At 72.2% G+C, this 26,219-nt stretch carries 28 protein-coding genes and 1 riboswitch; of the genes, 16 read left to right on the plus strand and 12 right to left on the minus strand.

Features of this window, described 5'->3' with window-relative positions; all coding sequences use genetic code 11:
- Window positions 1-12: 12 nt before the first annotated feature.
- Complete coding sequence (locus tag ACIQMU_RS08575; protein ID WP_402688502.1) at window positions 13-825, minus strand: tyrosine-protein phosphatase; 813 nt, start codon at window positions 823-825, stop codon at window positions 13-15.
- A 445-nt stretch (window positions 826-1,270) separates the two neighbouring features.
- Window positions 1,271-1,429, plus strand: a riboswitch (cyclic di-AMP (ydaO/yuaA leader).
- Between the two features lie 5 nt (window positions 1,430-1,434).
- Between ACIQMU_RS08575 and ACIQMU_RS08580 the strand changes: the two genes are divergently transcribed.
- Together ACIQMU_RS08580 and ACIQMU_RS08585 are read left to right on the plus strand one after the other, a co-directional pair.
- The gene (locus ACIQMU_RS08580) at window positions 1,435-2,391 is read left to right on the plus strand and encodes a peptidoglycan DD-metalloendopeptidase family protein (RefSeq protein ID WP_402688503.1); all 957 of its coding nucleotides are present in this window, start codon (window positions 1,435-1,437) and stop codon (window positions 2,389-2,391) included.
- 162 nt (window positions 2,392-2,553) lie between these two features.
- A complete protein-coding gene (locus ACIQMU_RS08585; protein ID WP_352238792.1) occupies window positions 2,554-3,381 on the plus strand; it encodes an SGNH/GDSL hydrolase family protein in 828 nt (275 codons plus the stop codon).
- A gap of 12 nt (window positions 3,382-3,393) precedes the next feature.
- Here the strand turns inward: ACIQMU_RS08585 and ACIQMU_RS08590 are convergent, their stop codons facing one another.
- The 6 genes from ACIQMU_RS08590 to ACIQMU_RS08615 are packed head-to-tail and all read right to left on the minus strand — an operon-like array spanning window position 3,394 to window position 9,662.
- A complete protein-coding gene (locus tag ACIQMU_RS08590) occupies window positions 3,394-4,323 on the minus strand; it encodes an STM4011 family radical SAM protein (protein WP_402688504.1) in 930 nt (309 codons plus the stop codon).
- A gap of 7 nt (window positions 4,324-4,330) precedes the next feature.
- The gene (locus tag ACIQMU_RS08595) at window positions 4,331-5,737 is read right to left on the minus strand and encodes an STM4012 family radical SAM protein (RefSeq protein ID WP_402688505.1); all 1,407 of its coding nucleotides are present in this window, start codon (window positions 5,735-5,737) and stop codon (window positions 4,331-4,333) included.
- A complete protein-coding gene (locus ACIQMU_RS08600) occupies window positions 5,734-6,564 on the minus strand; it encodes an STM4013/SEN3800 family hydrolase (protein ID WP_352239007.1) in 831 nt (276 codons plus the stop codon). The genes ACIQMU_RS08595 and ACIQMU_RS08600 overlap by 4 nt, the downstream gene beginning before the upstream one ends.
- 43 nt (window positions 6,565-6,607) lie before the next feature.
- Entirely contained in the window at window positions 6,608-7,765 is a 1,158-nt protein-coding gene (locus ACIQMU_RS08605) for an STM4014 family protein (protein WP_402688506.1), read from the minus strand.
- A complete protein-coding gene (locus tag ACIQMU_RS08610; RefSeq protein WP_402688507.1) occupies window positions 7,746-8,696 on the minus strand; it encodes an STM4015 family protein in 951 nt (316 codons plus the stop codon). Before ACIQMU_RS08610 ends, ACIQMU_RS08605 begins: the two co-directional genes overlap by 20 nt.
- 6 nt (window positions 8,697-8,702) lie before the next feature.
- On the minus strand, window positions 8,703-9,662 hold the full coding sequence (locus ACIQMU_RS08615) for an STM4015 family protein (protein WP_352238787.1): 960 nt from the start codon (window positions 9,660-9,662) through the stop codon (window positions 8,703-8,705).
- Between the two features lie 161 nt (window positions 9,663-9,823).
- Here ACIQMU_RS08615 and ACIQMU_RS08620 point away from each other — a divergent pair, with 161 nt between their 5' ends.
- The 3 genes from ACIQMU_RS08620 (at window position 9,824) to ACIQMU_RS08630 (ending at window position 12,415) form a co-directional block, all read left to right on the plus strand.
- Window positions 9,824-10,426: an SMI1/KNR4 family protein gene (locus ACIQMU_RS08620; protein WP_402688508.1), complete on the plus strand. Its 603-nt coding sequence runs from the start codon at window positions 9,824-9,826 to the stop codon at window positions 10,424-10,426.
- Between the two features lie 446 nt (window positions 10,427-10,872).
- Entirely contained in the window at window positions 10,873-11,199 is a 327-nt protein-coding gene (locus ACIQMU_RS08625) for a hypothetical protein (RefSeq protein WP_352238785.1), read from the plus strand.
- A gap of 214 nt (window positions 11,200-11,413) precedes the next feature.
- On the plus strand, window positions 11,414-12,415 hold the full coding sequence (locus ACIQMU_RS08630) for a DUF6745 domain-containing protein (protein ID WP_356728043.1): 1,002 nt from the start codon (window positions 11,414-11,416) through the stop codon (window positions 12,413-12,415).
- A 49-nt stretch (window positions 12,416-12,464) separates the two neighbouring features.
- Here the strand turns inward: ACIQMU_RS08630 and ACIQMU_RS08635 are convergent, their stop codons facing one another.
- Window positions 12,465-12,656, minus strand: coding sequence for a hypothetical protein (locus ACIQMU_RS08635; protein WP_402688509.1), 192 nt, complete (start codon window positions 12,654-12,656; stop codon window positions 12,465-12,467).
- A 65-nt stretch (window positions 12,657-12,721) separates the two neighbouring features.
- Here ACIQMU_RS08635 and ACIQMU_RS08640 point away from each other — a divergent pair, with 65 nt between their 5' ends.
- Window positions 12,722-13,945, plus strand: coding sequence for an MBL fold metallo-hydrolase (locus tag ACIQMU_RS08640; protein WP_352238783.1), 1,224 nt, complete (start codon window positions 12,722-12,724; stop codon window positions 13,943-13,945).
- Between the two features lie 255 nt (window positions 13,946-14,200).
- Here ACIQMU_RS08640 and ACIQMU_RS08645 read toward each other — a convergent pair whose 3' ends face one another.
- The gene (locus ACIQMU_RS08645) at window positions 14,201-14,608 is read right to left on the minus strand and encodes a hypothetical protein (protein WP_352238782.1); all 408 of its coding nucleotides are present in this window, start codon (window positions 14,606-14,608) and stop codon (window positions 14,201-14,203) included.
- 447 nt (window positions 14,609-15,055) lie between these two features.
- Between ACIQMU_RS08645 and ACIQMU_RS08650 the strand changes: the two genes are divergently transcribed.
- The 5 genes from ACIQMU_RS08650 to ACIQMU_RS08670 all read left to right on the plus strand — a co-directional run bounded on the left by ACIQMU_RS08650 (window position 15,056) and on the right by ACIQMU_RS08670 (window position 18,025).
- Window positions 15,056-15,526, plus strand: coding sequence for an MSMEG_6728 family protein (locus ACIQMU_RS08650; protein ID WP_352238781.1), 471 nt, complete (start codon window positions 15,056-15,058; stop codon window positions 15,524-15,526).
- A 215-nt stretch (window positions 15,527-15,741) separates the two neighbouring features.
- Entirely contained in the window at window positions 15,742-16,176 is a 435-nt protein-coding gene (locus ACIQMU_RS08655) for a DUF6098 family protein (RefSeq protein WP_352238780.1), read from the plus strand.
- Window positions 16,177-16,353: 177 nt separating this feature from the next.
- Entirely contained in the window at window positions 16,354-16,836 is a 483-nt protein-coding gene (locus ACIQMU_RS08660; protein WP_352238779.1) for a hypothetical protein, read from the plus strand.
- 140 nt (window positions 16,837-16,976) lie between these two features.
- Window positions 16,977-17,405, plus strand: coding sequence for a pyridoxamine 5'-phosphate oxidase family protein (locus ACIQMU_RS08665; protein ID WP_352238778.1), 429 nt, complete (start codon window positions 16,977-16,979; stop codon window positions 17,403-17,405).
- Window positions 17,406-17,542: 137 nt separating this feature from the next.
- Window positions 17,543-18,025, plus strand: coding sequence for a nuclear transport factor 2 family protein (locus ACIQMU_RS08670; protein ID WP_352238777.1), 483 nt, complete (start codon window positions 17,543-17,545; stop codon window positions 18,023-18,025).
- Window positions 18,026-18,103: 78 nt separating this feature from the next.
- Here ACIQMU_RS08670 and ACIQMU_RS08675 read toward each other — a convergent pair whose 3' ends face one another.
- Window positions 18,104-19,549 carry a glyceraldehyde-3-phosphate dehydrogenase gene (locus tag ACIQMU_RS08675; RefSeq protein WP_352238776.1) on the minus strand — a complete coding sequence of 482 codons (1,446 nt, stop codon included), beginning with the start codon at window positions 19,547-19,549 and terminating at the stop codon, window positions 18,104-18,106.
- A gap of 422 nt (window positions 19,550-19,971) precedes the next feature.
- On the opposite strand from ACIQMU_RS08675, the gene ACIQMU_RS08680 reads away from it, so the two are divergent.
- Genes ACIQMU_RS08680 through ACIQMU_RS08700 form a run of 5 tightly spaced genes read left to right on the plus strand, consistent with a single transcriptional unit; the run spans window position 19,972 to window position 24,046 of the window.
- Window positions 19,972-22,059 (plus strand): ATP-binding protein, encoded by a 2,088-nt coding sequence (locus ACIQMU_RS08680; protein ID WP_402688510.1) that lies wholly within the window; start codon window positions 19,972-19,974, stop codon window positions 22,057-22,059.
- A complete protein-coding gene (locus ACIQMU_RS08685; protein WP_352238774.1) occupies window positions 22,056-22,490 on the plus strand; it encodes a roadblock/LC7 domain-containing protein in 435 nt (144 codons plus the stop codon). Before ACIQMU_RS08680 ends, ACIQMU_RS08685 begins: the two co-directional genes overlap by 4 nt.
- Before the next feature lie 2 nt (window positions 22,491-22,492).
- Window positions 22,493-22,864: a DUF742 domain-containing protein gene (locus ACIQMU_RS08690; RefSeq protein WP_402688511.1), complete on the plus strand. Its 372-nt coding sequence runs from the start codon at window positions 22,493-22,495 to the stop codon at window positions 22,862-22,864.
- The gene (locus ACIQMU_RS08695; protein WP_352238772.1) at window positions 22,842-23,465 is read left to right on the plus strand and encodes an ATP/GTP-binding protein; all 624 of its coding nucleotides are present in this window, start codon (window positions 22,842-22,844) and stop codon (window positions 23,463-23,465) included. Before ACIQMU_RS08690 ends, ACIQMU_RS08695 begins: the two co-directional genes overlap by 23 nt.
- The gene (locus ACIQMU_RS08700; RefSeq protein WP_352238771.1) at window positions 23,462-24,046 is read left to right on the plus strand and encodes a GAF domain-containing protein; all 585 of its coding nucleotides are present in this window, start codon (window positions 23,462-23,464) and stop codon (window positions 24,044-24,046) included. The genes ACIQMU_RS08695 and ACIQMU_RS08700 overlap by 4 nt, the downstream gene beginning before the upstream one ends.
- Window positions 24,047-24,434: 388 nt before the next feature.
- Here the strand turns inward: ACIQMU_RS08700 and ACIQMU_RS08705 are convergent, their stop codons facing one another.
- Both ACIQMU_RS08705 and ACIQMU_RS08710 read right to left on the minus strand, forming a co-directional pair.
- Window positions 24,435-25,337: a transketolase gene (locus ACIQMU_RS08705; protein ID WP_352238770.1), complete on the minus strand. Its 903-nt coding sequence runs from the start codon at window positions 25,335-25,337 to the stop codon at window positions 24,435-24,437.
- An 89-nt stretch (window positions 25,338-25,426) separates the two neighbouring features.
- Window positions 25,427-26,152 (minus strand): transketolase, encoded by a 726-nt coding sequence (locus ACIQMU_RS08710; RefSeq protein WP_402688512.1) that lies wholly within the window; start codon window positions 26,150-26,152, stop codon window positions 25,427-25,429.
- Window positions 26,153-26,219 lie beyond the last annotated feature (67 nt).

Consider the following 26,219-nt stretch of genomic DNA (forward strand, 5'->3'; position numbering starts at 1 on the left):
CCGCCGACCGGGTCAGCCCTGGTCGAGCAGGCGTTCGCGCAGCCGCTGCCGGGTCTCGGGGGACACCTTCAGCCCCTCGGCCAGATAGCGGTCGGTCGTTCCCCAGTTCTCCTCGATGGCCGCGAACGCCGCCGCGAGATAGGCGGACTCCGCTCCGAACAGCGGGTTCAGCAGCTCCATCACCTCGGAGGACATTCCCGCCTCCGAGGTGTCGGCGCGCTTGACCTTGTACCGGCGGTGGAGGTCGTTGGACTTGAGGTAGTCCTCCTCGATCGCCTCCGGCTCGACGCCGACCGCCAGGAGGGTGACCGCGATCGAGAGGCCGGCCCGGTCCTTGCCGGCGGCGCAGTGCATCAGGGCCGGGACGCTGTCATCGGCCAGCGCGTGCAGCACCCGGCTGTGCTCGGCGGTGCGGTCCAGGATCGTCGAGCGGTACATGCGGATCATCCGCTCGCTGCCCTGGTCGCCCGCCAGGATGGAGCGCAGCTGTTCGATGCTCCCGTCGCGCACCAGCCGCCAGAACTCCGCGCCGTCGGCCGGGTCCGTGAGGGGAATGCTGACATTCCGGACGCCGTCGAGTTCGATGTCGTACCCGTCGAGCAGGTGATCGGCGGAATTGCGGAAGTCGAAGACCGTGTGCAGCCCGAGCCCGGCGAGGAACGCCGCGTCCTCGGCGGTGGCGTGCGCCAGATGGCCGCTGCGGTAGAGCCGCCCGAAGGCGGTGCGCCGCCCGTCCGTCGTGGGCAGCCCGCCCACGTCGCGGAAGTTGCGGACTCCGGTCAGCACGGTCTCTGTCGGCGGGACCTGCGGCACCTGCTGCGTCACGGGGGCTCCTGGGGTCTCTGGCGCCGGCGCGGCTCGCCGGCGAGGGCGCTCCCGTGACGATACGACATCGATTCGACAGAAAATCATCACGGTCACGCACGCCAGCACGGGGAACCGGGAGGCCGGGCTGACCGGGCGTCAGGGGTGGCGCTCACGGCGTGTCCGTATTGGTGTATTTCGCAGAACATGCCCCGCTAATGGGTGAGATGGGATTCGCGAGGTGAGCGGGATCATATCCGTGACGGACCGTGGCGAGGCCGCGCCGGGGGATTCCCGTTGTCCGTACGGAAACCCAAGATCCGCAATCCACGGAGTGTGACCGGAAATCCGGAGCGATATCGAATCGATGATTCCGGTGGGCAACCGATGGCTTGTTCCACTCGTCCTGACCGGTTTACGGTCACCGTCAATCCGGACGGACCGCCTAATCCTGCCGCCGCCCGGAATTCGTACCCAACCCACTCACGCGTGGCAGGAGCGGGGGAACCAGGTAAGCCGCCGATCCGGAGAGATCCGGACCGGCTCGGGGTGAAGTCGCCGCAACGCGACCGGGCATCTCCAGCCCGAACCCGACAGCTCACCTCGCAGGCGCCGGAGAGGAACTTCCCCATGCCCGCACAGGGTAAGCACCGCCGTCCGAAGTCCGGCCCGATCTCCCGCGGCGTCCTCGCCGCCGGGGCCGGCGGGGCCGTACTCGCCCTCCCGTTGATCGGCGCCACCGCGGCGAACGCCGCGGACCAGGCCGCTCCGGCCTCGAAGCCCGCCGCCGCCTCGGTCGTCGCCGCGCACACCGCACCGGCGACCGCTCCCGCCACGTCGAAGGCCGCTCCGAAGACGTACTCCGTCGTCTCCGGCGACTACCTCTCGAAGATCGCGGCGGAGCACCGGCTCAAGGGCGGATGGGAGAAGCTGTACGAGGACAACCGCTCGACCGTCGGCGAGAACCCCAGCCTGATCCACCCGGGGATGAAGCTGACCCTCGGCGCCAAGGGCTCCGCCCCGGCCGAGAAGTCCGCGGCTCCCGAGGCCGCCCCGAAGAAGGTCGAACCGGCCCCGAAGGCCGCCCCGAAGAAGGCCCCGAAGGCGGACACCGTCTCCGCCGACGACTCCGAGGGCTCCGGCGACCCGGCTCCGGCCGGCTCCTCCGAAGCCACCGGCTCCGGCTGGTCGGCCCCGCTGGCCAGTGCCAACGTCACCACCCAGTACCGCGCTTCCGGCGCCAGCTGGTCCAGCGGCTACCACACCGGCTCGGACTTCCGGGCCGCCTCCGGCACCCCCGTCCTCTCCATCGGACCGGGCACCGTGGTCTCGGCCGGCTGGAGCGGTTCGTACGGCAACGAGGTCGTCATCCAGCACGAGGACGGCATGTACTCCCAGTACGCCCACCAGTCCTCGCTCAACGTCTCCGTCGGCCAGACCGTCACCGGCGGCCAGCAGATCGGCCTCTCCGGCTCCACCGGCAACTCCACCGGCCCGCACCTGCACTTCGAGGTCCGCACCGGTCCGGGCTACGGCTCGGACGTCGACCCGATCGCGTACCTGCGTCAGCACGGCGTCTCCGTCTGAGCCGAGCGGCAGCGAGAAGTACCCGAGGGGCGGTGCGCGAGGGCGCACCGCCCTCTCTTTATTCCGGCTTTACCAAAAACTGACCGGGTGGTCTATCTCACCACCCGTCAACCCTGTATTACGGTCGCGTAGGTCACATCGGACGATGCATGATACGTGCTTGTGGCAGACGATTCGAGAAACAACCAGCAGCACATCATCGGGTCGTACGCGGCGATTGGCGACAGTTTCACCGAGGGCGTCGGCGACCCGGGCCCCGACGGGACCTTCGTCGGCTGGGCGGACCGCTTCGCGGTCCTCCTCGCCGACCGGCTCCCGGCCCCCGACGCGGCGGCCGACCCCGAGGACTCCCCGCACGGGGACTTCCGCTACGCCAATCTCGCCGTACGAGGACGACTCCTCGACCAGATCGTCGAGGAGCAGATCCCACGCGCCAAGGAACTGGCCCCCGACCTGGTCAGCTTCTGTGCGGGCGGCAACGACATCATCCGGCCCGGCACCGATCCGGACGATCTCGCCGAGCGCTTCGAGCGGGCGGTCGCCGACCTGAGCAACTCCGTCGGCACGGTCATGGTCACCACCGGCTTCGACACCCGGGGCGTCCCGGTGCTGCGCCACATGCGCGGCAAGATCGCCACGTACAACGTCCATCTGCGGGCCATCGCCGACCGCTACCACTGCCCCGTGCTCGACCTGTGGTCGCTCCGCTCCGTCCAGGACCGGCGCGCGTGGGACAGCGACCGGCTGCACCTCTCACCGGAGGGCCACACCCGCGTCGCGCTGCGCGCCGCCCAGGTCCTCGGCCACGACGTGCCCGCCGACCCCGACCAGCCCTGGCCGCCGCAGGCTCAGCGCCGGCCGATCGACGCACGGCGCGACAACATCCAGTGGGCCCGCGACTACCTGGTGCCGTGGATCGGACGACGGCTGCGCGGAGAGTCCTCCGGCGACCACGTCGAGGCCAAGCGCCCCGACCTGCTGCCGCTGTAGCGGCCGCAGCGGTCAGGACTCCAGGAGGGGAAGCGCACGCCGGGACGGGCCCGGCACCACGAGCCCGTCCGGCGCGTGCGCTCCGGAACCGGCCGCACCGGAACCGGCCGGTATCCGCTCCAGGACACCGCCGGCGAACACGTCGTACAACGGCAGCGTCTCCAGATGCACGTAACCGATGTGGCAGTCGCACACGGCGAGCGGGCAGGCCCGCGGGCCGAGCGCCCGGCGGTAGCTGCCGTCGTAGAGATTGCCCAGCTCCGCCTTGACGAAGTGACAGCGCCGCACCGTGCCGTCGCCGTCCACCGAGATCACCGACTCGCCCGTCCGGCACGGCAGCCCCGCCGAAAGGTGCGGATCACGGCTGTAGGGGAACAGCGGGTCCAGCTCCGTCCACCGCGCCGCCTCGTCGTCGGTGTAGGTGTGCCCCTCCGCCGCGTTCACCCAGAGATAGATGTCCCGCGGCAGCGCCGACCGCAGCCGACGCGCCTCCTCCAGATGCGCGTCGAAGCCCACCACCCCGACGCTGTAGCGGACGCCGAGAGCTGACAGCTCACGGCACCGGCCGAGGAACCGCTCGTACGGAGTCTGCCCCGGGTGGTAGGTGCACCAGAGCGCGAGCCGCTCCGGATCGGCGTCCGCCAGCCAGCCGGTGCGGCAGCTCAGATTGGTCTGGATCGCCACCCGGCCGATGTGCGGCAGATGCGACAGCTCCGTCAGCGCCCGCCGGTACCAGGAGCGCACCAGCCCTTCGCCCCAGGGGGTGAACAGCACGGACAGCCGGTCGCCGGTCTGCGCGGCCGCCCAGCCGGTGAACCGCTCCAGCGCCGCCCGGTCCGCCGTGAGCTGTGCCTGGCTGTCCCGCCGCTTCGCGAACGGGCAGTACGGACAGTCGTAGTCGCAGGAGGCCAGTGGCCCCCGGTAGAGAAGGGTCAGGTCCACGGCCCGGTCACTTCCGCTCGTACGCGGCCATCGCGGCCCGCACCCCGGGGGAGAACAGCGTGGGACCCAGCGCGTCGGAGTGGGCGAGGCCCGAGGGGGACAGCCGCAGCAGACCGTCCGGCGCCGACGTGTCCAGCCAGCCCCGGGCGGCGAACCCCGCCAGCTCGGCCGGGAAGTCCGCGACCGGGTCCGTCCCGAACCGCGCCCGGTAGTCCGCGACCGGCATCCCCGCCGCCTGGAGCAGCGACTGCAGCAGGTGCCGCCGTCGCGCCTCGTCCACGTCGACGTACCGGCCGGCCTCGGCCCGCGAGAAGTCCTCCGCAGCGGTGAAGCGGTCGATGATCGACCGGATCTCCCGCATGTCCACCGCGTAGTCGAAGGAGTAGTGCAGGGCGCCCGTGTACGAACGGGCCCCGCAGCCCAGGCCGATCATGCCGTCGGTCTGACAGGCGTAGTCCCCGGGGCCCTCCTGCTCCCGAGGGGCGTCGGCCCGCCGGAACATGCGCATCGACACCTGCTCGTAGCCGTGCTCCAGCAGGTGGTCCCGCCCCACCGCGTACAGCCGCAGCCGCTGCTCGTCCCAGGCCGTCTGCTCCAGGGCCTCCGCCTCCGCGCCGGCCTCCGACCCGGCCGCCGCGCCGAGCCGGTGCAGACCGGTGAGCGGGCGGACGTACAGCGGATACAGATACAGCTCCTCCGGCCGCCAGGCCAGCGCCGCGTCCAGCGAGGCGAGCCAACTGCGCTCGGTCTGGCCGTCGATGCCGTAGATCAGGTCGATGTTCAGCAGCGGGATCTCGGCCTCGCGGATGCGGCCGAGCGCCGCCTCCACATCGGCGCGGCGCTGCGGCCGGACCGCCGCCCGCGCCTCCTCGTCCACGAAACTCTGCACACCGATGCTGATCCTCGTCGTGCCCCGGTCGGCCAGCACCGCCAGCCGGTCGGCCGTCGCCGTGGACGGGGACGTCTCCACCGACAGCGGCACCGAGCGGAGTTCGGCGCCCATCCGCTTCTCCGCGATGTCGCAGAGCCGCTCCAGCTCCCCGGCGGTCAGGAACGTCGGTGTGCCGCCGCCGAACGCCACCGCGGCGAACCGCACCGACGCCTCGTCGCCCAGCGCGTCCCGGGCGGCCACGGCCTGTCTCTCCAGCGCGTCCAGGTAGCGCGTCGTCAGCTCGTCGGGCGCGCCGATCCGGGTGAAGAGGTTGCAGAAGCCGCAGCGGACCTCGCAGAACGGTATGTGCGTATAGAGGGAGAGCGCGTCCTTGGGCTCCGCCGCCCACAGCGACCGCAGCGACGGGCGGTCCTCCAGCGGCCGGTAGGCCGTCTTGTGCGGATAGGCGTAGACGTAGCTCTCGTACGGCCGTACGGCGGGGAGCCCGGCGGCGGCCGCTTCCGTGGCGACGGTGATGGTCATCGAGTGGCCCCCGGTTCGAGCGGTGCGGGTGGTTCGAGGAAGAAGTGCGCGTACGGGACGGTCCAGACGGCCGGGTGGCCGAGCCGGTGACCGGTGTAGCCGTCGTCGCCGTAGGCGGTGCCGTGGTCGGAGCAGACGACGGCGAAGCACCGCCGCCGGCTGCTCGCGGCGGTGAAGAGCCGGCCGATGTGCCGGTCGACGTACTCCAGGGCGGCCGCGTGCGTGGCGCGGGAGTCGCCCGCCTCGCGCGTCGCCCCGGGCAGATGGAACCAGTTCGGCTGATGCAGTGCGGACACGTTGACGAAGAGGAACAGCCGCTGCTCCCGGGGGAGCGCCGCGACGACCTCCTCCGCCCTCGCCACCTGCTCCTCGAACGAGGTGGGCGAGGCGACCCCGAACCCCGGCTCCCAGTGGCTCTCCTGGAACATCCCGGGCAGCACCGAGCCGAGCGGCCCCTGGCGGTTGAAGAAGCCGACCCCGCCGACGCACACCGTGCGGTAGCCCTCGGCGGCCAGCCCCGACACCAGATCCGGCGTGTCGAACACGAACGTGCCGTCCGCCGTGGTCTCACTGCCCGCGAACCGTGCCGCGAACAGCCGCGGATGCGGCCCCGGGGACGCCGGCGTCGGCAGGAACCCGGCGAACATCGCCTGGTGCGAGGCGTAGGTGAAGCTGCCCGGAGCATGCCGCTCCTCCCAGCCGCCCCCGGGCAGGTGCCGGGCGAGGTTGGGGATGCGCCCGGCGGCCGCCAGCTCGACGGCGACGTCGTGCCGCAGGGTGTCCAGGGTGACCAGCAGCAGATCGTGGCTGCCCACGACCTCGCTCATGTCGGGCCCGCCGAAGTCGCCGGTCCCGTGGGACGGGCAGGGGTCAGGAAGGGGTGACGGCACGGTGGTTCCTTGCTCGGTCCAGTACGGCGGCGACCTGCGCCGCATAGGTGTCCAGGCCCTCGGCGCCGCTGCCCGGCAGACCGGTCAGTCCGGGCAGCAGATCGCCGAAGGCGTTGACCTCGCCGACGGCGAAGCGCCGCCAGCCGGCCGTGGGCAGCAGATCGACGCCCACAGAGGGAGTCCCGGGGAAGCAGGCCGCGGCCCGCTCGCACATCGCCAGCGCCTCGCGCCAGCAGCCGCCCGCCGCCGCCACGGCGGCCCGCACCTCGTCGAGGTCACCGCGCGCACCGCCGAGGTGCAGATTGGTCATGGGGCCCGTGCTCGTCCGCACCACGGCGTGCGTCGCCCGGCCGCCGACCACCACGATCCGCAGATCCGCGGCCCGCCCCCGCTGCGACGCCTTCGGCAGCCAGCGCTCGATGTGCAGTCCGTCCGGGGCCAGCGCGTCCACGACCGCCCCGACCTCCGCCTCCGAGGTGTAGCGCCTGACCCGCAGCGAGTTGAACAGCCGCCCCTCGGCGTCCCGCTCGACCGAGGTGCTCGCCCGGACCCGCCCCGGGCCCGCCGTCTCCACCGCCAGCACCCCCGAGGCGGAGGACCCGTGCGCGAGTTTCACGAACGCCCGGGGCATCCGGTGCTCGCGCAGCGACTCCCGTACGTCGGACCAGCCGCGCACCGGCGCCGCCTCCGGGCCGGATGTCGGCGAGGCGGGCACGGAGACTCCCGCGCGGTCGAGCAGCCCGTGACACAGTCGCTTGTCGAAGAGCACGGAGATGTCGCCGGGGGAGCCCAGCACGTCCGCCCCCGCGGCCGAGGCGGCGCTCGCCACCGCGTCCACCGCCGCGGTGAAGCGCGCGTACCACCGGGCCGAGCCCTCCACCCGGGTCGGGTCCTCGACTCCGCGGAGCAGCCGCTCCACCTCGGCGTCCTCACCGGGTGAATCGATCCGCACGCTCTCACCGGGGCCGAACACCGCCCGGCCGCGCAGCACCTGGAGCCAGGACACGACCCGGGCCGGCGGCAGGCCGGCGGACCGCACGGCCTCCTGGAAGAAGGCGATCCGGCGGTTGTCCGGATTGCCGACGACCGCGAAGCGCGGCAGCGCACCGCCGCCGGCGCTACTCACTGACCGCGACATAGCGCTCCGGTTCGTCGTCCGGGTCCCCGTAGTCCTCCTCGGCCTCGCCGCCCTCGACCACGGCGGGAGCGCACGCGGTCCGGATGCGGTCCAGCACCGCTTCGGTGACGAAGTGGTGGCGCAGGTCGAGCCTGGCCAGATGGTTCAGGGGCTGCCCGTTGAGGAGGGCCTCGCCCCCCTGGTCGCTCAGGGTGCCCATGGACAGCGCCAGGGTCTCCAGCTGGGCGACGACGGGTGCGGACCCCACGGCGAGGGCTATCTCGTCCTGGATCTCGCTGTTCTGCAGGCCCAGGTGGCGCAGCCGGGGGAACCCGCCCCCCGACAGGACCGGCCGGATGTCGTCGACGGTGGCGTCGCCGCCGTACCACGAACTGCCGAACCACAGGTCCAGCCGCTCCAGTGCGGGCAGCTCGCTCGCGGCGACCGCCCGCACCACGTCGCCCGGCAGGCCGCCGGACTCGAAACGCAGCGACTTCAGCGCCGTGTGACGCAGCGGGCGCAGCGCGAGCCCTTCCCGGCCGCAGCCGCGCACGGTGAACTCCTCCAGCAGCGGCAGCGCTTCGAGCACCGGAGTGATGTCGCACATGCGCAGCCAGGACACTTCGCACTCCTCGCCCACCACATCGGCGAGGAAGAGGGCGCGCAGCGCCGGGAAGCGGTCCGCGTGGGAGACGATCAGCTCCATCACCGGGGCGAACGGTGTGTAGGAGTCACGCCACCAGGGGCCTATGACGAGCGCCCGGACCCGCGCCGCGTCCACCGTGTCCAGGAACTGCTGCCACAGGCCGGCGAAGTCCAGGTCCTCGTCGTAGTCGCACTGCAGTCGCCAGGCCACGGCGTCGGCGGCCGGCGGGTCCCCGGCCGACGGTCGCGCTGTGTGGACCGGCAGCCCGTGGAAGCCGCCGACGTGCTCGACTCCGATGGAGGTCATCACGCCTCACTCCGAAACGGCGGTGTAGCGGCCCTCGACGCCGCGGCCGTCCCACGGCTCGTTCCGCTCCGACAGGTCGACGCGCACGCCGTGCGGCTCCAGGGCGGAGCGGACACGCCGCTCCATCGCCTCGGTGAGGAAGTGGTGGTGGAGATCGAGCTCGTCGAGATGGGTGAGCGGCTGTCCTTCGAGGAGCGCGGCAGCGCCTTCGTCCCCCAGCGTCCCGTTCGACAGATCGAGGGTCGCGAGCCGGGCGACGACCGGAGCCGAGGCCACCGCGGCGGCGATCTCGTTCTGCAGTTCGCTGTTGCGCAGGCCGAGGTGGCGCAGCCGGGGGAAGCGGGTGCCCGACAGGAGGGGGGCGAGGTCGGCGACCTCGGTGTTCCCGTCATAGGCGGACACACCGAGCCAGAGGTCCAGCCGTTCCAGAGCGGGCAGTTCGCTGTCCAAGACACCGCGCACCACCTCGACGGGCAGTCCGCCCGCCTGGACGGTCAGCGACCGCAGGTGCTCGTGCCCGGTCGGCGGGAACACCAGGTCGGTGCCCCCGCGCACCCCGAACTCCGTCAGCGCGGGATAGGCGGTCAGCAGTGCCGTCACGTCCGACTGCTCGATCCAGGTGATCTCGGCCTGCTCGGACTCCAGGTCCCCGACGAACACGGCCTCCAGCGAGGTCAGCCGGTCGGCCGCGGCGATCACCAGGCTGATTGGCACGGAGGAGTCCTCCTCGTACGCCTCGCCCCACTGCCCGATGATCAGGGCCCGGACCCCGGCGGGGTCGACCATGCTCAGGAAGTCGGCGAACTCGTCCTCCCAGGGCCGGCTCTCTTCGTCGTCGCCGTACGGATCGACGGAGACGCGCCAGGCCACGGCGTCCGCGGCGGGCCGGGAGCCCGCGTCGGTCGTGTGCTGGAAGTCGACGGCCGGAAGGCCGCCGAACTCGTGCAGATGCTGCGCACCGTACATGGCCCTGAGCTCCTGATCCTGGGGGCTGCTGATGTCCGCAAGGTCTATCAAGCCGCACTGACAACGCCGCCACCGGGATCCACCGGAGGCCGCCGCGGCGGTCCGCTGAAGCCCCGATGGATCGCGACCGGTCGGCTGTGGTTCGTTTGCGTCGTGATGGCATGCTTCAGCGCGTGATTGAGCCTCCTCGGACCGGTATTCCACCGGTCGTTCCCCCTGTGGCCGCTTCTTGGCGGCGTATCGACGCATGGCTGGCCCGGCATGCCCCCGCCCGGCCGGCGGACCTACGTCCGCCGGCGACGACAGGTGCGATCGACGCCCTGGAGTCGCGGATGAACCTGCGGTTGCCCGACGATCTGCGGGCCTCGCTGCTCTGCCACGACGGCGACACCTCGTATCTCGCGGTCCTTCCGTGCGGTCCGCTGTACTCCACCGAGCAGATCGCCGAGGTCCGGCAACTGCGCATGGAGGTCTGGGAGGACAGCGAGGACTCCGATGAGGCGGAAACGCCCTGGTGGCGGGAAGACTGGATCCCCTTCGCCGGAGGCGACGGCGACGACTCGTTCGTCGACGCCGGCCGGGGCATGTGGCGTGATCACCTCGGGGACGCCCCGCACGCCGACACCGCGTGCTTCTTGGGCTGGCCGAGCCTGGGGGCATGGCTCCACGAGGTCGCCGAGGCGATGGAACACCACGGCCGACCCGAACGCGGGACGGCGGTAGCCCGACCGATCATCCGCAAGGACGGGTGGATCGACTGGTAGTGCCGACGATTCAGCGCTGTCCGCATGCGTTCGCCCGGGTCGTGGCGGACCGGCCGCGACGCACACCCGGTTGACGTGGCTCGGGAGCGTGTGTGTCTGTGGACCTCGCGGGCGACGAACCTCTTGAGGCACCGCAGGATGTCCTTGGTGGACATACCCTCCGCCAGGCGTCGGGCCACGTAGTCCCGGGATCGCCGGTCGTGCCGCCCGCACGCGGACCAGGACGCTGGTGTGGAGGGCGCTGTCGGCGTTGCGGTCCCCGCCGCGGTTGATGCGATGACGGCGGGGCCGCCGGACGAGGCGTTCAACAGACGGAAGCCGACACGTCAGTCGGATCCGGACCCAGACCCCCGAACGACGCCGGGGACATCCTCACTGTCAGACCCTGCCCGTAGCGTTTTTCCCGTGGCCGGCACAGCGGGTGCCGTGACCGAGGGGAGACGTCTGTGTACCGGCAGGGCGATGTACTGATCATGAAGCTGGAGGAGTCGGCGGTGCCGGCCCCCTTCCTGGAGGCCCCGGGCGAACTGCGCGACGGGCGGGGGCGGTTGGTGCTCGCACTGGGCGAGGTCACCGGGCACGCGCACGCCGTGCAGGGCCCCGGCCGGCTGATCCGGGAAGCGGGCCGGTTCGGCCCGATGCTGCTCCATCTCCCCGAGGGCGGGCGGGTCGTGCACGAGGAGCACGCGGTGATCCCGCTGCCCCGGGGCTGGTTCCGCGTCGTGCGCCAGCGGGAGTACACACCCGGCGCGTTCCGCGTCGTGGCGGACTGACTTCGCACCCCTCGGACACCGCGCGACGTGCCGGCGCAGCCATGCCTGAACGAGCAGGTCGCGCGGCACGAGCACAACCACACGGCACGAGCACAACCACGCGGCACGAGCGACGACCACGCGACACGAGCAACAGCCATCCAGTACGGGCGGACAGCCATCCAGTACGGGCGACAGCTGTCCGGAACGAGCACAGCAGGGACGGGGACAACCGATGCAGAACGTGAACTCCTGGCGGAGCGTGGCGGCGGCGACCGGCCGGGCCGACCGGGCGGCGGCGGAGGCAGGCGTGCGGCGCGCCTATCGTGCCGCCGGCCTGGCCGAGCCGGACCGGATCATCTGGGCCGCATCGCCCCGGGCCGCCGTCGGGACGGTGGAGCAGCTGACCGACGCCGGACGATCGGTGCGCGAGGAGGTCCGCACCCGCCCGTGGGCCGAGGAACGCCGCCGGACGTACGACGAGCTGGGCCCGGCGGGCTGGTCGGCGCTCTGGTCCGCCACCGGAGCCCAGTTGTGGGACACCACGGCCGCCCTCGCCGAGCGGATACGCACCGGTGTCGTCGCCGACCTCGCGCCCCGGCCCGAGGACGAGGGCGCCGTGCGGCTGATCCTGCTGGACGCCGTGCTCGGGCAGCACGACGCCGCCTGGCTCGCCGCCTTCGACGGGCGCGGCGACCGGCTGAGCGGCCTCGCGGAGGCGGCCCGCAACGCCGGCTGGTGGTGGCCCTACGAGAACGCCGTGGTCATCAGCGAGCGGCCCGACGTCCTCCACCGTGACGAGGCGGGCCGGCTCGACCACGGTGAAGGGCCCGCCCTCGCCTACGGGGACGGGTTCGCCCTCCACGCCTGGCGCGGCATGCCCGTCCCCGCCGCGTTCCTGGCCGAGCTGTCCACCCTCACACCCGGACGGATCCAGGTCGAGGAGAACGCGGAGCTGCGCCGCGTGATGCTGGAGTACTACGGCTACGACCGCTATCTCACCGAGTCGGGCGCCAAGCCCGTCCACCGCGACGAGACCGGTGTCCTGTGGCGCATCGCGCTCCCCGGGGACGAGGATGTGGTGATGGTCGAAGTGGTCAACTCCACCCCCGAGCCGGACGGTACGCACCGCACCTACTGGCTCCGCGTGCCGCCCGCCACCCGGACCGCGAAGGACGGGGTCGCCTGGACGTTCGGACTGGAGGGAGCGGCCTACACACCGGAGCGCCAGACCTGAGGGCCGGACGGTCAGCCGCCGGCCGGTGAGCCCGCCGCCGAGGGGCCGGTCAGGTCCTGAGGCCGATGCCCAGCTCGCGGGCGGGCACCGCGTCGGTCCAGCGCGGCATCGTGGCCCGGGAGAGCCGACCCGCGTACGGCGTCATCCGCACGGCCGCCCGCAACCGTACGGCGACCGGGTCCACAGTCAGGCGCGTCGTGACCGACGCCGTCCCGGCCGGATCGGCTGCCCCGTTCAGCACCTTCTGGTCGCCCCGTCGTACAGGCCGACCATAATGAGACGACACCGACTCCCTCAGGAGATGTTGTGACCGGCGCTGACTACTTGCTTCCGCTCCGCACGAAACTGCGCTCGATGCGCACCGAGTCCTTCGGGGCCGACCCGGCCGGAGCGCGGATGGAGCGCATCCGCCGCTCGCCCCATTTCGTCGACGGGGTGTTCCAGAACCCGGTGGGGTCCCGGACCAGACCCTCCGGATCCACCGTCGAATTCGCCAAGATCTACTTCCACAAGGAGCAGCGGGCCCGCAGGTCGCCGACGGGGACCGTGCCCGTCCATCCCACGACCCTCGCCGATCTGGCCGCGTCGCCCGCCACCGGTCTCCGGCTGACCTGGATGGGCCATTCCAGCGTGCTGGCCGAGATCGACGGCCGACGGGTCCTGTTCGATCCGGTCTGGGGCGAACGCTGCTCCCCGTTCCCGTTCGCCGGGCCCAAGCGCCTGCACCCCACGCCGCTGCCGCTGGCCGCGCTGGGGCCCGTCGATGTGGTCGTGATCTCCCATGACCACTACGACCACCTCGATCTGCCGACGATCCGCGCCCTGGCCGGCACCGACACGGTCTTCGCCGTGCCGCTCGGCGTCGGAGCCCATCTGGAGCGCTGGGGCGTACCGGCCGACCGGATGCGCGAACTCGACTGGAACGAGACCGCGACCGTCGCGGGAATCCGCCTCACCGCCACCCCCGCCCGCCACTTCTGCGGTCGCGGGCTGCGCAACCAGCAGCACGCCCTGTGGGCGTCGTGGGCCGTCACGGGCCCGGAGCACCGGATCTACCACAGCGGGGACACCGGCTATTTCCCCGGCTTCCGTGACATCGGCGCCGAGCACGGGCCCTTCGACGCCACCATGATCCAGATCGGCGCGTACTCGGAGTACTGGCCGGACATCCACATGACGCCCGCCGAGGGAATGCGCGCGCACCTGGACCTCCAGGGCGGCCGCCCGCACGGCGTGCTGCTGCCGATCCACTGGGGCACCTTCAACCTGGCGCCGCACGCCTGGGCGGAGCCGGGTGAGTGGACGAAGGACGCCGGTGAGGAGGCCGGGCAGGCGGTGGCGTTCCCCCGGCCGGGCGAACCGTTCGAGCCGGCCGGAGAGCTTCCCGTGGAGCCGTGGTGGAGGCCGCTGTCCACCTCGCTCGCCCGCCCGTGGCGCCGTACCGAGGAGCAGGCCGGCTCTGGCTCTGGCCCCGACGCCGGATCCGCACCGGCGGCGCGGGGCGACCTCGACCTCGCCGGGGAGCGTTGACCACGCGGACGGCGGAGCGGCTCGTCCGCATCCCTCACGGCTGAGGGCAGCCGTCGAGCCGTCCGGCGGCTGCCCTCAGCCGGTCGGCCGGCGCGCAAACCCTCGATGGCGCCACCGGGACTCCCGCCGGGCCCGGGGCGACGGCCACGTACGCGGCGCGTCGTCGGCGGACTCTGCGGGCGGTGCCGGGAGCGCCCGGTACCGCCCGTCCGTCGCGGCCCGCACGGGACCGGCTCCAGCGGGGCGCCATCGGGCTCAGCACCGCCCCTCGTCGACGGTGATCGAGAGGCTCACCTCCGCGCTCGTCAGCCCCCGCTCGGGCTCCGGCGGTGACACGCTCAGACAGAACGCGGCGTCGACGTCCTTCGCCGTGACCTCGAACCGGTCGACGGAGCGGTCCGCGTCCTCGTCGTAGGGATCGTCCGCGTTCTCTACGCCCACCACCCCGCCCGACGAGGGACCTTCGCCGCTTCCCGTCAGCGCGTCGCGGATCAGGCTGTCGTAGCCGCCCGTCCAGGAGCCCAGCGTCTGCCGCTCCGATTCCAGATCCTGGACGGCCGCGTGCACGGCCGCGCGCAACTCGCCCTCGCTCCAGGAAGAACTCGCGTAGAGGTAGTACATGCCCCCGGCGGCGAACAGCAGGGACCCGATGATGAGGCCCACGCCGATCGGATTTCTGGGGTTGTAGACATAGCGACTCGTTCCCCAGTTCGAGCGTATGAATATCGGTTCGTCATCTTGATCCTCGCGCATTCCCGGGAGCCTAGAGGTTGTCCCGCAATTCCCGGTAGATCAGCGCGCGGCGTCGGATGCGGTGCGTCACCAGGCGGAGGGGCGTCCGGCCGATCATGTGCCTGCCGCCGGTCCGCGCAGGTCTCGGGCGCGCGGCGCGCGGTGGTCCGCTCCGGGTGGCGAGGAGGAGCGGGCGCGCCCCCGCCCGGGACCCGGCAGCAGCGGCCTCGGCGCCCTCGGCTCGACGCACCTGGTGCGGAGCGTGATCCGCTGTGCGAAATTGGAGTTCGCGGATACCCGCGTGTTCTCCCGTCCGAGCGGTCGGCAAGCCGGTGATTCCCTCGCTCCCCGTTCTGTCTCCCCGTAGGTGGGATGATCATGCAGACGTTCCTCCCGTATCCCGATTTCGCGGAATCGGCCACTGCCCTCGATGCGCGGCGTCTGGGCAAACAGAGGGTCGAGGCGCTTCAGGTACTGCGCGGTCTGACGGTCCCCGGGTACGGGTGGCGGCACCACCCCGCCGTGCGCATGTGGACGGGCTACGAAGAGGCACTGGTCCGCTACGGCCTGGAGATGTGCCGGGTGTGGACCGCGGCCGGGCGCGCGGACACGTGCGCCCACTCGCTCCTGACCGACTACGCGACCCGACGACGGTCGGACCGGGGCGTGCGCACGCAGGAGCAGCTCGCCGAGGACGGCGAGCTGCCGCCCTGGCTGGGCGACCCCGGCTTCCATCGCAGCCATCGGTCGGCGCTGCGCGGCAAGGCCCCGGACATCTACGTGCCTCTGTTCCCGAACGACCCCGACGACCTGCCCTACGTATGGCCGGCCTCCGACCGCTCCGGCTAAGGGCCGCCGCCCGCACTCCGGCCTCGGTTGTGGCACCCGTGCGGCATCGGCCGCTTCCCGTGGGGCGGCGGCGCTTCGGGGGCTCGTCGGCACGGGGCCGGGCGACGACGCTCCCGCGCGGCTCGGTCCGGCGGGCCGGGCCCCCTGCCCAGGCGCCGGGGACGACCCCGCCATGTCCGGAAGGTGAGGTGGTACCAGTGGACCGACGAGGCCCGATGACGGTGTTCGCCACTCTGGACGCCGTGGCCGAGCTGATCATGAGCCGGGACGGCTTGTACGTGCGCTGGTCGCGCGGCCCCGGGCGCGACCTCGAAACCGTTTCCAGCAGGGACGAACTCACCGGCGTCCCGCTGCCGGGACTGTCCGCGAACGCGCTCGACGTGGAGGACTGGTGGGGGAATCGATCCGTCCGAACGTGGGCCGCCCGCCGCCTGTACGACTACTCCCACCTTCCGCGGGTGAAGGGTTCCGAGGCGCGACCGTGGGTGCTGCACGGCACCGAGGTCGGCCGCGGTCCGGACAACGAGCCCCTCGTGCGGCAGATCGAGCCCTTGGGCTGGATCGCGCCGCCCGTCATTGCGCAGGCCAACGACGTGATCGGCCACCAACCCGGAGCGTGGGGCCCCATGCGCCGGTACGACATTGCGTGAAGCCGGGGCGTCCGGGCCCGCCACGACCGTCGCAGGCGGTGGCCGTCCTCCATCGGCCGGGGCCCCGCCCGGCCCGGCGGGAGGGAGCGCTCGCCTCGTGGCTCCGTGTCCTCGGCGCGCTCATCAGATCGCCCGCCGCGCAACGACCGGCGGCCGGTACGCGTCTCATCGGACGTGATGGATCTTCCTGAGACCACGAGCCCCGTCGACTCCCACGACGAGGACGAGAGAGTGCGGTCCGGCCCGCTGTGGCACCACGTGCTGTGGGTGGCGGGCGTCACCGCCGCCGGCGTGACGCTGGGGTGGCTGGGCGCACTGTTCCGTATCGGCCCGGAGGAGTACGGACTGCCGCCCGCGGCTGCGGGGGCGCTCTGGCCGTATCTGCTCACCTGGACCGTGACCGGCCTCGGGCTTGGCGCCGTCCTGCGGTTCGTGGCGAGCAGAGTGCCGGTCTACTCCCCGTCGGAGGTCCTCCTCGGCGTCGTCATGATCGGCACCCGCCTGTCCCTGGGCCGGCGGCCGGAACCGCTCGAAGTCGCCGCCCTCGCCGCTGCCGGGCTGGTGCTGGTGGCCGTCTGGTGCGCCGTAGCGCTGCGAGGGGCTGCTGTCGTACGCCGGTCCGAGGACGCTTCGCGGCTCGCGCGGCGGACGGTGATGTGAGACGACACGGCCGGGGGCCGCGCGCGGGGGACCGGGCCGTCCTGCGACACGCCGCCCGCTCCGGTGCCGGTCACGAGAGACGGACCCGGCGCTCGGGGCACACTGGGGCAGCCCCCGGACCCCGTACGAAGGAGCGCGCCATGGCACTCACCCGTGAAGAGCGCGAACGGTTCCTCGCCGAACCCCACGTCGCCGCACTGGCCGTCGCGGCGCGGAGCAGCGACCGGGCCCCGCTCAGCGTGCCCATCTGGTACCAGTACGCACCCGGCGGCGACGTGCGCGTCCTCACGGGCCGCACCTCGCGCAAGGCCGAACTGATCGCCGCCGCAGGCCGGTTCACACTGCTGGTCGACCGGCTGGAGCCGACCGTCCGGTACGTCTCCGTCGAAGGCCCCGTCGTCGACACCCGCCCCGCCACACGCGCGGACCTGGAGGAGGTGTCGGCGCGCTACCTTCCGCCCGAGAAGGTCGCCGGGTACGTGGACTTCGCGTGGGAGAACCACGGCGAGCAGGTGGTGATCACCCTGCGCCCCGAGCGCTGGATCAGCTCGGACCTGGGCCAGGTCTGAGCCCCGGGGAGGCGTGCACGCGTGCTCCTGGACCCTTGACGGCGTACCCGGCCTCGGCGGCACCAGCGCCGTGTGCTGTGTAGCGGGGCCCCCGAAAACAAGTCGTGGGGCCCCGGCGATGTTGGTAGGAAGGGTTGATGGACACCGATGCGATGGATCCCCTGGACCGTCTGATCGCCGAGCGCGCCTGCGAGCGGCTGGTCGTCGAGTTCGTCCGCACTCTCGATCTGGGTGAACCGGGCGACGTAGCCGAGCTGTTCACTCCGGACGGGGTCTGGAAGTGGGCCGAGGGGGACCGGCGGATCGCGGGCCCCGACGCCTTGCGCGCCTACTTCGGGGCCCGCCCCGCCGACCGGCTCTCGCGCCGGCTGTGCACCAACATCCTGGTGACCTTGACGTCCGCCTCGACGGCGACCGCGAGCACGTACTTCACGACGTACCGTGTGGACGGCCACTCCGGCGGCATGCTGCCGCCGCGCCTTCCCGTGCAGGTCGGGCGCTACGAGGACACGTTCCGCGAGGCCGGCGGGCGCTGGCTGCTCGCCGAGCGGGCCCTGTTCCTCGACTTCGGCGGGCCGACCGAACGGCTGGAACCGGCGGACGCCCGGCACCGGCCGTAGGCCGGGAGAGACGCCCGGTGCCCGACAGGCGAACCTGCCGGGCACCGGGCGACGTGCGTACCGAAGAGCGTGCCGGGGTCAGACCGCCGGAGCCGGGTAGGTCGGGTACTCCACCCCGGAGACGTGCTGGACGACCCGGATGACCTGGCACGAGTAGCCGAACTCGTTGTCGTACCAGAGGTAGAGGATCGCGTTGTCGCCGTCCACCTTGGTGGCGCCCGCGTCGACGATCGAGGCGTGCCGCGAACCGATGAAGTCGCTGGAGACCGCGTCGGGTGCGCTGATGAAGTCGATCTGCCGCTTCAGCGGCGAGGCCAGCGACACGTTGCGGAGGTAGTCGAGGACCTCTTCACGGGTGGTCTCGCGCTCCAGCCGCAGGCTGAGGATCGCGATCGAGACGTCCGGCACCGGGACGCGGATCGAACTGCCGGTGATCGGGGCGTCGAGGTCGGGCAGCGCCTTCGCCACCGCCGAGGCGGCGCCGGTCTCGGTGATGACCATGTTGAGCGCCGCCGAACGGCCACGACGGTCCGAACCGTGGTAGTTGTCCAGGAGGTTCTGGTCGTTGGTGTACGAGTGGACGGTCTCCACGTGCCCGCGCAGAACGCCGTACTCGTCCGCCATCGCCTTCAGCGGCGGGACGATCGCGTTGGTCGTGCAGGAGGCGCAGGACAGGACCCGCTCGTCCGGCTTGATCGTTTCGTGGTTGACGCCGTGCACGATGTTGGGGACGTCGCCCTTGCCCGGTGCGGTCAGCACGACCTTGGCGATGCCTGCCCGGAGGTGCTTGGACAGGCCCTCGCGGTCGCGCCAGCGGCCGGTGTTGTCGATCAGGATGGCGTCCTTGATGCCGTACGCCGTGTAGTCGACCGTCGTTGGGTCGTCGGAGTAGATCACCTGGATCTCGTTGCCGTTGGCGATGATCCTGCTGTTCGCCTCGTCGACGGTGATCGTGCCCTGGAACTGGCCGTGGATGGAGTCGCGCCGCAGCAGCGAGGCGCGCTTGACGATGTCCTGGCCGGATCCCTTGCGGACGACGATGGCCCGCAGGCGCAGGCCGTTGCCGGAGCCCGCCTTCTCGATGAGCAGGCGGGCCAGGAGCCGGCCGATGCGGCCGAAACCGTAGAGCACCACGTCACGCGAGGCGCGGCGCTCGATCTTGTTGTCGCCCGTCGCGCCGGCGACGGCCTCGGCGGTGAACTCCTCCACGGAGAGCCCGCGGCCGTCGGCCCGGTATGTCGCGGCCAGCATGCCTATGTCGATCTGCGAGGGGCCGAGGTCGAGCGTCGTCAGGGCCCGCAGGAACGGCATCGTCTCGGTGACCGAGAGTTCCTCACCGGCGATCTGCCGGGCGAAGCGGTGGGTCTTGAGGATGCTGACCACCGACTTGTTCACCAGGGAGCGGCTGTGCAGCAGGACATTGACGTCCTGCTCGCGGTGCAGCTTCCCGATGATCGGGATCATCGACTCCGCGATCTCCTCGCGGTGCATCCAGTTGGTGAACGAGTCGTCATTGACAGTCACAAGTTTATCTTTCGAGCTAGGCGGCGCTCATATGGTAACCGGCCGTCTTCCCGCCCTCTCAAGCGGTGCCCTGCCGACGTGTAGGCGGTGGCAGGGCGTCCTGCGCGAGGTGCCGACGGATGCGAAGTGTCCAGCATGTGAACGGCCGTCGGCCGTGCGGTGCGATCCGGGGTCAATGCGGTGCAATCGGGCGCACGTGCGAGAGCTCATACCAGAGTGGGACGGATGGCGGGCAAGTTCGACAACTGCCCGTCGCGCATACGTCATTGACGACTACCGTGTGTGGCCGGTGATCAACGGTGGGCTCATAACGTTCGGGCCTGCCCGACCGATGACCCGAGCCTGACCGACCACCGTAGGGGCCACCGCATGGACGCCGGCACGACCGCCGACCCCCGGTGCCCCCTGTACCGAGGACGCTGATGTCTCAACTTCGCGCACCCGACGCGCGACCGGACCGCCGTGAGGGCGGACGGCACGGCCGCCCCGGCACGCGTGCCCACTCGGCCACGAGCAGGCCGCGCGCCGAGGGGCTTCCCCCCGACGCCCGCATACGTCCCCAGCTGCTGCGGACCGCACTGCTCCCGGCCATCGCCGCGGTGCTCAGTGGGGCCGCGGCCGTCATCTTCACCGCCCGCGCCGGCGGCGTCGGCTCCTCGCCCAGCCTCTGGGCGGCGCTCGGCGGATCCGGCGCCCTGGCCGTCGCCGCCGTCGCCGCCGCCTATCTCGGCGCCGACCGGGTCGCCGGCCAGGTACTCGACCGGGCTCTCGCGCTCCGGCGGGCCAGCGCCCAGGGACAGGCCGAGCTGCAACGGGTGGTGGAACAGCTCCGCGACGGGGAAGCCGTCGCCGCGCGCCGGCCGCCACCGCCTCCCACGCCCGGGGCCGACGCCTTCGACCTGCTCGGACAGGAGATGGCGCGCGCCCAGGAGGCCGCCGTCGCCGCCGTCGTCCAGGCATCCCAGCTCTTCAGCAGCACCGGCAACGAACAGAAGGTCGAGGTCTTCGTCAACCTCGCACGACGACTGCAATCCCTCGTCCACCGCGAGATCCAGATCCTCGACGAGCTGGAGCACGAGGTCGAGGACCCCGACCTCCTCAAGGGCCTCTTCCACGTCGACCACCTCGCCACCCGTATCCGCCGCCACGCGGAGAACCTCGCCGTCCTCGGCGGGGCCGTCTCCCGGCGGCAGTGGAGCAACCCGGTCACCATGACCGAGGTGCTCCGCTCGGCCATCGCCGAGGTCGAGCAGTACCCCCGGGTCAAGCTCGTCCCCCCGATGGAGGGCACCCTGCGCGGCCACGCCGTCGCCGACGTGATCCACCTGCTGGCCGAGCTGGTCGAGAACGCCACCGTGTTCTCCGCCCCGCACACCCAGGTGCTGCTGCGCGTCCAGCACGTCACCGCCGGGCTCGCCCTGGAGGTGGAGGACCGCGGTCTCGGCATGCCGGACCACGAGCAGAAGCGGATGAACGCCCTGCTCTCCGACCCCGACCAGGTCAACGTCGCCCACCTGCTCCAGGACGGCAGGATCGGCCTGTTCGTCGTCTCGGCCCTGGCCCGCCGCCACGGCATCGCCGTCCGTCTGCAGAGCAACATCTACGGCGGCACGCAGGCGGTACTGGTCCTCCCGCAGTCCCTGCTCGGGGCCGATCCCGACGCCCAGCCGTCACCCGACGCCGTGCCCGTGCCGCCCCCCGGCGCCGTGCACCGGCCACCCGCTGATGCAGGGGCCCCCGGTGCTCCACCGCGCGGCGGCACGACCCCGTCGGCGGCTCCCGCCGGCACGTCCCCGGGCGCCTCGCACCGGGCGGCCGGCCCAGGGGAGAACGGCCGCCCGCGACCGCCCGCGGGGCAGGCCCCGCCGCTCCCGTCGCGCGACGGTCGCGTCGACCGTCCCGCGCCGCCCGCCTCCCCTCCCGAGGACGACGGCAGGCCCGCACCGGCGGCCGTCCACGAGCGCGACGACGCCCCGGCCCCGTCCCGGCCCCGACTGCCCAAGCGGACGAACCAGGAACACCTCGTCCCGCAGTTGCGCGAGGCGCCCGCCCCGCGCGTCGAGAACGAGCACACCCTGCACGATCCGGGTCTCATGGCGGCCTTCCGCCGCGGCGTCGACATCGCCGAGGCCCAGACGGCCCAGGAGGAGGGCCCCGGCGGCGGATACGGGAACTCCGGCGACACGGGAACGGGGGAGCGGACCCCGCTCGACGCCCCCCTGGAGTCCCTCTCCCCCCTCCCCGTACGCCAAACCGCCACCCCGCCCGACCGCCCCGGCCCGGAACGGGCACCGGGCCACGCCCCGCCGGCCGGTCTGCCCGTCCCCGGCGGCTACCCGCCCGACGCCCACCCGCACACCGTCTCCGGCCACCCGCGCGGCGCCTACGCCGAGGGAGCCCGCGAGCGCGACGCGGGCGAGCGCGGAGCCTTCACGGCCGGACCCTTCCTGCCGGGCCGGGCTGTCCCGGAACCCCGAAAAGACACCACCTTCAAGGAGCAGACACCATGACGAGCGATATGCCGTCCGGTCAGATCTCGGACCTGGACTGGCTGCTGAGCGGGCTGGTCCAACGCGTGCCCTACACACGCAGCGCGGTCCTGCTCTCCGCCGACGGGCTGGTGAAGTCCGTGCACGGCATGGACCCCGACAGTGCCGACCACATGGCGGCCCTGGCCGCCGGTCTGTACTCTCTCGGCCGCAGCGCCGGGGCGCGCTTCGGGGACAACGGGGACGTCCGGCAAGTGGTCGTCGAACTGGACTCCACGCTCCTGTTCGTCTCCACCGCCGGGTCCGGCACCTGTCTCGCCGTCCTCTCGGGCCGCGAGGCGGACGCCGCGGTGCTCGGCTACGAGATGGCGATGCTGGTCAAGAGCGTCCGCCCCTACCTGACGACCCCCCTGCGGCAGCCGGCCGGGGCGCCGTTCACCCCGGGGCACTGAGGATGCCGGCCCCGCAGGACGGGCCCCTGCTCGACGACGCGGCCGGCCGGCTGATCCGCCCGTACACGATCAGCAACGGCCGCACCCGGCCGACCACCGCGTTCGACCTGCTGTCGCTGGTCATGGCCACGGGCATCGAACCGGACATCCCGCTCGGCCCGGAGCACACCGTGGCCCTCGGCATGTGCGAAGGGCCGATGTCCGTCGCCGAGATCGCCGCACACCTCCGGCTGCCCGCGGTCGTCGCCAAGGTCATCCTCTCCGACCTGGTCGCCTGCGGAGCGGTCACCGCGCACGCCCCCGCATTCCATGACATGCCCACCGACCGATCCCTGCTGGAGGCAGTGCTCGATGGTTTACGACGACAGCTCTGACCGCACCGGAACCTCCCCGTTCTTTCCCGTCGCCCTCAAGGTCCTGGTCGCCGGCGGATTCGGCGTCGGCAAGACGACGTTCGTGGGCGCGGTCAGCGAGATCGCCCCGCTGAGCACCGAGGAACTGCTGACCCAGGTCAGCGTGGGGACGGACAGTCTGGAGGGCGTCGAGTCCAAGACGGCCACCACCGTCGCCATGGACTTCGGCCGCATCACCCTCTCCGAACAGCACGTGCTCTACCTGTTCGGCACGCCGGGCCAGGAACGCTTCTGGTTCATGTGGGACGAACTCTCCCAGGGCGCGCTCGGGGCCGTGGTGCTGGCCGACACCCGGCGCCTCGCCGAGTGTTTCGCAGCGGTGGACTTCTTCGAACGGCGCGGTATCGGATTCATCGTCGCCGTCAACGAGTTCGACGGCGCCTACCGCTACGAGCCCGACGAGGTCCGCGCCGCTCTCGACCTCGGGCCCGAGGTGCCCGTGGTCCTGTGCGACGCCCGCATCGCCAGCTCCGGCACGGGCGCCCTCGTCACCCTGGTCCAGCACCTCATCAACGCGACCTCGGCCCCCGCACCCCTGCAGACCTTCGGAGCCCACCCGTGACATCCTTCGCCACCGGCCGGATGCTCCTCACGCCCACCGACCGGCACGGTCCGGCCCGCGCACAGCGGCTCCGCAAGCTGGATCTCGGCGAACGCCCCGACGCCTCCTACGACAACTTCGACGCCTTCGCCGACAAGGTGGCCGAAGTGACCGCCACACCCTTCTCCATGGTCAACTTCATCGACGAGAACCGGCAGTTCTTCGCGGGACTGCACACCCCGGCGGGCAACCGGGGAGGCCAGGACCTCGGCTCGGCCGCGGCGGGCAGCAACCGCAGCAGCCGGTACATGGCCCGCGACCACGGCTACTGCCCGCACGTCCTCGCCCGGCGCAAGGCCCTCGTCCTGGACGATGTCTGCGACTACCCGCGCTTCGCGGGCAATCCGGTGGTGGACGACATAGGCATCCGCTCCTATCTCGGGGCGCCGCTGATCGACCGCACGGGCATCGCGCTGGGCACCGTCTGTGCCGTCGACACCGTGCCGCGCCCCTGGGGGCGGGCCGGGCTCGACACCATCAAGTCGCTCGCCCACGAACTCGTCCGACAGATCGACCACCGGGAGGGCCACCACTCCGTCTGACGTCGTCCGCCCGTGGGCGGTGCGGTGCCCACTTCCGGGAGGCACACCGGTACCGGACCGCAGGACCACGACCTCGCCCTGACGCCGGGAGCGCCCCGAAAGCGACGGTGTCCGCCACGCGAGGCCCGACCACCCGTCGTCGGTGCCGGGCGTTACGGTCGAAGCATTCCGGCGGCCGACCGCAGGGGCCGGCGAAACGAAGACCCGGGACGACCGCCGACGCCGCGATCACCGCCGACGCCGCGATCACCGCCGACGCCGCGATCATCGCCGCCGATGTCCGCCCGGCCGCACTGTCCCCCCGGCACCGCCGAGCAGCTCGCCGGAGGGCAGCCGACTTTCCGGGTGGCGGGGAGCGGGCCGGGAGGCGCAGTGCCTGCCGCGCGAGTCAGGGCCGTAGGAATCCGGTGATCCGTTCCCGCAGCCCGTGCGGGTCCAGGCCGTGCGCCACGAGGTGCTCCTCCAGCCGCCCGTACCGGCGCAGCTCGGCGCGGCCCACCCCCAGCCCCAGGACCCGGTGAGGCAGGTCCACCAGCGCTTCGCCCGTCGCGGTGGCGGAGGTTCCCGCGAGATACGGCTCCACGATCACCACGTCCGCAGCCGAGGCCGACCCGGCGGCCCGGCGCACCCCTGCCGCGTCGAACGGCCGCACGGTCGTCGCGTACAGCACGGTCAGGTCCAGCCCTTCGGTGGCGGCGAGGACGTTGTCGAGCATGGGGCCCACCGCGATCACGGTGCCGCGCCGCCCTTCGCGCACCACGGCGAAGCCGGCCCCGCCGCTCACCGGCCGTGCCTCCCGGTTCGCCTGGAGCGAGAGGCGTACGTACACCCGGTCGTCGCCGCCGACCGACTCCCGCAGCAGGGCCTCGGCCTCGTCCGGGTGGCCCGGCACGTGCACGGTCCAGCCGTCGAGCGTGTCCAGGAGGGCGACGTCGCCGGGCGCCATATGGGTGAAGCCGCCGGCCGGCCAGTCGTACGAGCCGCCGGCACTCACCAGGATCCCGCCGACCCCCTGGTGCCCGAAGTCCAGCTTGACCTGTTCGAAGGGCCGCTCGATCAGGAAACTGGCGAAGGTGTGCACGATCGGCCGCATTCCCGTCAGCGCCATCCCCGCGCCCGCACCGACGAGCAGCTGCTCCCGGATGCCGACGTTGACCACCCGCTCCGGATGGGCACGCCGGGCCGGGGCGAAGCCGTCGGCGCTGATGTCGGCGAGCACGACGGCCAGCCGGGGCTCCTCGTCCAGGAGCTGTGAGGTGGTGCTGATGAAGCGGTCGCGCATGGTGTCCATGAAAGGGTCCCTCCCGGGGTCTCCGGTCTGCGTGGAGCGGCGGTCGCACGGTGTGTGGCCGCAGGTGTGGCCGTACGAGGCCGGTGCGGTCAGCCCTTGGGTTCGACGCGGGCGACGACGGCCAGCGGCCTGCCCGGGTGGGGCGTCGTGAACGCCGAGTACAGGGCCTCGTGGTCGCGGCCGTCCACCGTCACCGCCGCCCAGCCGGCGGACGTGAAGCGGGAGGCGATGCCGCCGGGCCAGCCGTGGGTGGCGGACGCGTTGTCGATCACCAGGGTGTGCAGTTGTTCGAGTCCGGCCGGGCCGGCGTGGGCGATGGCTTCGTGATTGCTGCCCTCGTCCAGCTCCGCGTCGCCGATCAGGACCCACACCCGGGGCTCGGCGAGGCCCTGGGCGCGCAGCCCCAGCACGGTTCCCACGGCGAGCGGCAGCCCGTGCCCCAGGGATCCGCTGCCGATCTCCGCCCCCGGCACCAGCAGCCGGTCCGGGTGGTGTCCGAGCGGTGAGTCGTAGCTGCCGAAGCCGGGCAGCAGCTCCTCGCCGAAGAAGCCGTGCGCGGCGAGGACGGCGTAGTACGCCATCGGCCCGTGCCCCTTGGACAGCAGGAAGCGGTCCCGCCCGGAGTCGTCGACCGTGGCCGGTGTGACCCGGAGCACCCTGTTGTAGAGCACCCACAGGGCGTCGAGCGTGGAATGGGCGGCGGGGGCGTGCTTCTCGTCCCCCGTCATCAGGGCGATCAGGCGGGTCAGGTCCCGGAGGCCGGGGGCCGGTGCGTCGAGGCGGTCGCGGGCCGGTGCGGCGGTCGTGTTCGTCATGACACCGAGCGTTCGACATCAACCATGGTTGAGGTCAAGAGGTGAATGGTGTTGGTGACCACCTGCC

Origin of the sequence: Streptomyces sp. NPDC091649, from assembly GCF_044756785.1 — a bacterium.
GTDB lineage: Bacteria > Actinomycetota > Actinomycetes > Streptomycetales > Streptomycetaceae > Streptomyces.

Coding starts and splice junctions, on each gene's coding strand:
- ACIQMU_RS08610 (WP_402688507.1), bottom strand. CDS start 8,696: ATGACCTCCATCGGAGTCGAGCACGTCGGCGGCTTCCACGGGCTGCCG.
- ACIQMU_RS08705 (WP_352238770.1), bottom strand. CDS start 25,337: ATGGACACCATGCGCGACCGCTTCATCAGCACCACCTCACAGCTCCTG.
- ACIQMU_RS08615 (WP_352238787.1), bottom strand. CDS start 9,662: ATGTACGGTGCGCAGCATCTGCACGAGTTCGGCGGCCTTCCGGCCGTC.
- ACIQMU_RS08695 (WP_352238772.1), top strand. CDS start 22,842: ATGGTTTACGACGACAGCTCTGACCGCACCGGAACCTCCCCGTTCTTT.
- ACIQMU_RS08665 (WP_352238778.1), top strand. CDS start 16,977: ATGGCACTCACCCGTGAAGAGCGCGAACGGTTCCTCGCCGAACCCCAC.
- ACIQMU_RS08630 (WP_356728043.1), top strand. CDS start 11,414: ATGCAGAACGTGAACTCCTGGCGGAGCGTGGCGGCGGCGACCGGCCGG.
- ACIQMU_RS08600 (WP_352239007.1), bottom strand. CDS start 6,564: ATGAGCGAGGTCGTGGGCAGCCACGATCTGCTGCTGGTCACCCTGGAC.
- ACIQMU_RS08650 (WP_352238781.1), top strand. CDS start 15,056: ATGCAGACGTTCCTCCCGTATCCCGATTTCGCGGAATCGGCCACTGCC.
- ACIQMU_RS08620 (WP_402688508.1), top strand. CDS start 9,824: ATGCTTCAGCGCGTGATTGAGCCTCCTCGGACCGGTATTCCACCGGTC.
- ACIQMU_RS08580 (WP_402688503.1), top strand. CDS start 1,435: ATGCCCGCACAGGGTAAGCACCGCCGTCCGAAGTCCGGCCCGATCTCC.
- ACIQMU_RS08710 (WP_402688512.1), bottom strand. CDS start 26,152: ATGACGAACACGACCGCCGCACCGGCCCGCGACCGCCTCGACGCACCG.
- ACIQMU_RS08670 (WP_352238777.1), top strand. CDS start 17,543: ATGGACACCGATGCGATGGATCCCCTGGACCGTCTGATCGCCGAGCGC.
- ACIQMU_RS08690 (WP_402688511.1), top strand. CDS start 22,493: ATGCCGGCCCCGCAGGACGGGCCCCTGCTCGACGACGCGGCCGGCCGG.
- ACIQMU_RS08660 (WP_352238779.1), top strand. CDS start 16,354: ATGGATCTTCCTGAGACCACGAGCCCCGTCGACTCCCACGACGAGGAC.
- ACIQMU_RS08595 (WP_402688505.1), bottom strand. CDS start 5,737: ATGACCATCACCGTCGCCACGGAAGCGGCCGCCGCCGGGCTCCCCGCC.
- ACIQMU_RS08605 (WP_402688506.1), bottom strand. CDS start 7,765: ATGTCGCGGTCAGTGAGTAGCGCCGGCGGCGGTGCGCTGCCGCGCTTC.
- ACIQMU_RS08680 (WP_402688510.1), top strand. CDS start 19,972: ATGTCTCAACTTCGCGCACCCGACGCGCGACCGGACCGCCGTGAGGGC.
- ACIQMU_RS08655 (WP_352238780.1), top strand. CDS start 15,742: ATGACGGTGTTCGCCACTCTGGACGCCGTGGCCGAGCTGATCATGAGC.
- ACIQMU_RS08685 (WP_352238774.1), top strand. CDS start 22,056: ATGACGAGCGATATGCCGTCCGGTCAGATCTCGGACCTGGACTGGCTG.